Genomic DNA, 5,316 nt, shown 5'->3' on the forward strand with positions numbered 1-5,316 from the left:
CAGTGCGGACGCCGGGCGCGGTGGCGGTGGTATGCGGGGGCAATCAGCTTACTTACAAAGAGTTGAATCTGCGAGCGAACCGCTTGGCGCATTATCTGCGGCAACTAGGGGTGAAGCCGGATGACCGGGTGGCGATATGTGCTGAACAGAGCGTTGAAGTGATCGAGGCAGTACTCGGAACATTGAAGGCGGGAGGCGCCTATGTGCCATTGGACCCGAGCTACCCCACCGAACGGCTAAAGTACATGCTGGAGAACAGCAACCCGCGGGTAGTGCTCACACAATCTTATCTGGTGCAACAAGTGGAAGATTTAGCTGCCGGGGTGCCCATCATTAATATCGATGATGATGCAGCTTGGTTCAAGTATCCGGAGGACAATCCGAAACGCACAGCGACAGGGCTGCAACCGGAGAACATCGTTTACGTGATATATACCTCCGGATCCCTCGGACGGCCCAAGGGCGTAGTGATAGAGCAACATCGCTTGTGTAATCTCATTTTCCAGCGCGCCCTAGATCTCTGTATAAACTCAGGCAAACGAGTATCACACTTCGTATCGTTCAGCTTTGATGCGTGGGATGAAGTCGTGATGGCATCTCTTACCGGTGGAGCGTCATTGTACCTTGTTGAATCAATTGGTTCAGTAGAGGCTTTGACGCGCGTGATCAAGCAAAACGCGGTAACACATGTTCTTGTGCCGCCCACGGTACTGGCTACCTTAGCGGAACAAAATGATTGGGAATCGGTGAGCGTCCTTATCGTTGGTGGCTCTCGATTGAGCGCCGAGACAGCCGTTCGCTGGGGACGCGGTCGGCGATTGATCTCCGAGTATGGGCCGACCGAAGCCACCATTTCCGCCACTCTGTTTGAATGCAGGGATGATGAGGAGAGACAGCCTTCCATAGGTTCTCCTATTGGGAATGTGCGGGTTTACATTCTGAACTCGTCTTTGTTGCCAGTACCGGTAGGTGTAGTGGGAGAGATTTTCATAGGTGGACTGGGAGTGGCACGGGGATATTGGGGTGAACCGGGAATGACCGCAGAGCGTTTTCTGCCCGACCCGTACAGCGCTGAGTTGGGAGCACGGATATACAGGACGGGTGATCTTGGTCGCTGGTTGGCCAGTGGAAACATCGAGTTCATGGGACGGAACGACGATCAGATAAAGATTCGCGGCTACCGAATTGAACCGGAAGAAATTGAAGCTAATCTTGCAGAACACCACGGCGTGCGAAAGGCGGTTGTGATCGCACGGGCAGACCAGACAGGGGAGAAACGTTTAGTAGCCTATTACACCTGTAACGAAACAAATGATCCAGCACCAAGCGTACAAGAGCTTCGGGCTCATCTGGCGGCTAGATTGCCAGCATACATGGTGCCTGCGGCTTATGTGCGGTTGGAAACCATACCATTGACTGTGAATGGCAAGCTGGACCGGCGAGCCCTGCCGGAACCGGATGATGCGTATGTACATCAGGCCTACGAAGCGCCGGTGGGGGAAGTGGAAGAGATAGTGGCCGAGATTTGGTCGGACATTTTGGGAGTGAAGCGGGTGGGCCGCTGGGACAACTTTTTCGATTTGGGAGGGCATTCGTTGCTGGCAGTGCGGGTGGCTACGTGGATTCGGCACCGGCTCGGGCTGGAAGTGGCGATCAGCGAGTTATTTGCGCATCCGGACCTGGCCGATTTTGCAGCGAAGGTGCAGACCAGCCTGCGAGGGAAGCTGCCGCCGATTGCGCGGGCGGAGAGAGAGGGGAGATTGCCGCTGTCGTTTGCGCAGCAGCGGCTGTGGTTTTTGGCGCAGATGGAGGGGGTGGGGGAGGCGTATCACATGCCCTTGTGGCTGCATTTAAAGGGAAAATTGGATCGTGTGGCGTTGCGGCGAGCGCTGAACCAGTTGGTGAAGCGTCATGAAGTGCTGAGGACGCGGTTTGTAGTGGTAAATGGAGAACCGGAACAACGGGTCGTGCAGGTGGAAGAAAGCAGTTTTGAATTATTAGAGCGTGATCTGGAAAATCGCGTGGACATTATTCCAGAACTGGAGCGACTGGCAGCAGAGCAAAAAAACGCTGCATTCAATTTGGAAACTGGACCGTTGATCCGCGCACAACTGGTTCGCATGAAAACAGACGAGCATGCGCTGCTCATCGTCGTGCACCACATTGTTTGTGACGGATGGTCTGTTGGAGTACTTCACAAAGATTTGGGCGCGCTATATGACGCGTTTCTACATGGCGAAACAGATCCTTTGCCGGAACTGGTAGTCCAGTATGTTGATTACGCCTTGTGGCAGCGTCGTTGGATGGAAGGCGAGCTTCTTCAGCATCAAGCGGATTATTGGAGAAAGAATCTGTCTGGTGTGCCGGAGCTGATGGAAGTGCCGGGAGATTATGTTCGTCCAGCGAGCTGGAAACATACCGGAGCTTTATCCTCGGTTATGCTGGAACACAGTCTAACAATTGGATTGAAAGAGCTCAGTGTGCGACACGGTACAACCTTATATATGGTGTTGCTCGCAGGCTGGGCGATATTGCTGGCGCGGCTATCGGGCCAGCATGATGTCGTCATTGGGACGCCAGTGGCCAATCGCAGGCAGATTGAAATCGAGAGTCTGATTGGATTTTTTGTGAATACGCTGCTTTTGCGTCTGGATCTTTCAGGGCATCCGAGTGTGGGAGAGGTGCTGGCACGAGTGAAAGCGCAGTCAATCGCAGCACAACAGCATCAGGACATTCCCTTTGAGCAGGTGGTCGAAATCGTTCAACCGGTCCGAAGCCTGGCACACAGCCCACTACTACAGGCGACCCTAGTTTGGGACAATTTTGCCCGGCATCCGCTGCAATTGTCAGGATTGCAGGTGGAAGCACTGGAGTTGGCTTCCAACAGGGTAGCGAACTCTGACTTGACATTGGTGCTGAAGGAGGAACACGACCACATTGAGGGCGGATTGCTATATGCGACGGCATTATTTGCTGCGGTAACAATCGAGCGCTATGTAACCTATTACGGTCGGCTGCTCCAAGCAATGGTGCAAAATGACCTTCAAGAAGTGGGAAGTCTGCCCGTCCTGTCAGATAGAGAGCGCCAGCAGCTTCTCTATGACTGGAATGACACACATGTGAAGATGCCCCAGCAGTGCATTCATCAGTTATTTGAGATGCAAGCACGAAGAACGCCGGACGCCCAGGCAGTCATCTGCGAGGAAGATTCTCTTACGTACAGGCAACTCAACCGGCGAGCAAACCAACTGGCGCATTATCTCCAAGAGCTGGGAGTCAAGCCGGAGGCTCGTGTTGCGGTATGCGCGGACCGCAGCCTGGAAATGGTCATCGCAATGTTGGCCGTGTTCAAGGCGGGCGGAGTTTATGTGCCCATGGATCCGGTATATCCGGCCGAACGATTGCAGTTCATGCTGCAAGATAGCAGCCCTGTAGTGTTGTTGGCGAAGTACCCGTGGACTCGACTTTTCGACGGTACGAATGGAGCGATACAAGTTCTCGATCTTGCCGAAGCCGCCCGAAGATGCGAAAACCATCTCGAAACGGATTTCAGCTTGGATTTTATAGGCTTGATGCCGACTCATTTGGCCTACCTCATCTATACCTCAGGCTCAACTGGATTGCCTAAAGCCGTGATGGTGGATCACCGTGGGGTAATGAATACATTGTTGTTTGCAAAGGATTTGCTGAATGTGTCCGGTAAGGATGTGATTGCGTCTATGGCTTCGAATGCGTTTGATATTTCGGTGCTGGAAATTATGACTTCCTGGTCGGGTGGAGGCGCCACATTGATTGTCAAACCAACGGAGGTTCTCAATCCGGAACGCCTCCTCTCTCTTTTGAAAAAGGTAACACTCCTGCATGCAGTGCCTGTATTGATGAGCGAATTAACACAGGCATTGCAGAATCACGCAAAAGACGATGTTTCCGGCATCCGTACTTTACTAACGGGTGGAGATAGAGTTCCAGGATCTCTGCTGGAGGAAATGAGGCAATTCTTTCCCGGTCAAGAAATACGGGTGCTCTACGGCCCAACTGAGACATCGATCATTTGCGCAAACACCGAACCTGTAAGCGGGAACACGGCAAATAGCAATTTTTTGGTCGGACATCCAATCGCGAACATGCGTATTTATGTGCTGGACGAGTATAGAGCACCCGTTCCGGTGGGCGTGACTGGCGAATTGTACATAGCAGGCGCAGGAGTGGCACGAGGTTATCTGCATCGTGCGGATCTGACAGCAGAGCGTTTTGTACCCGATCCATATGCCAACGCTGCGCAGGCGGGGGAGCGAATGTACCGAAGCGGCGATCTGGGCAAGTGGCGTGACGATGGACATATAGAATTTGTAGGAAGAAGCGATCTACAAGTAAAGATTCGCGGTTACCGAATTGAACTAGGAGAGATCGAAGCCATACTTGCAAGCTATCCGGGGGTACGGCAGGCCGCGGTAGTAGCAAAAGAAGATAGGTCAGGGAAGAAGAGACTGGTGGCCTACTATCTTCCAGAGCACTCCAGAAACAACGAAGAGATAAGCTTTGTCCAAGTGCGTGCGTATTTGTCGGGGAAGTTGCCGGAGTACATGGTGCCTACAGCTTATGTGCGGTTGGAAACCATACCGTTGACGGTGAACGGCAAGCTGGATCGGCGAGCCCTGCCGGAGCCGGATGATGCGCATGTACAGCAGGCCTACGAAGCGCCGGTGGGGGAAGTGGAAGAGATAGTGGCCGAGATTTGGTCGGACATTTTGGGAGTGAAGCGGGTGGGCCGCTGGGACAACTTTTTCGATTTGGGAGGGCATTCGTTGCTGGGAGTGTTGATGGCTACGTGGATTCGGCACCGGCTCGGGCTGGAAGTGGCGATCAGCGAGTTATTTGCGCATCCGGCGCTGGCCGATTTTGCAGCGAAGGTGCAGACCAGCCTGCGAGGGAAGCTGCCGCCAATTGCGCGGACGGAGAGGGATGGGAGATTGCCGCTGTCGTTTGCGCAGCAGCGGCTGTGGTTTTTGGCGCAGATGGAGGGGGCGGGGGAGGCGTATCACATTCCCTTGAGGCTGCATTTAAAGGGAAAATTGGATCGTGTGGCGTTGCGGCGAGCGCTGAACCAGTTGGTGAAGCGTCATGAAGTGCTGAGGACGCGGTTTGTAGTGGTAAATGGAGAACCGGTGCAGGAGATTGAGGAGGCGGAGAAGAGCCGGTTTGCAATGCGGGAGCAGGATGTGAGTGGGAGGCCGGACGTTGGGATGGAGTTGGGGGCGCTGAGAGAGGAAGAAGTGAATGAGAGATTTGACTTGGCGGGTGGGCCGCTGATACGAG

General features: G+C 53.8%; 1 protein-coding gene. It reads left to right on the forward strand.

Translation table 11 applies throughout. The features are described from left to right. A partial coding sequence (locus LAO76_27825; protein ID MBZ5494749.1) for an amino acid adenylation domain-containing protein occupies positions 1–5,316 on the forward strand: 5,316 nt, incomplete at both ends.

The organism is Terriglobia bacterium, assembly GCA_020072645.1.
Classification (GTDB): Bacteria; Acidobacteriota; Terriglobia; order Terriglobales; family Acidobacteriaceae; genus Angelobacter.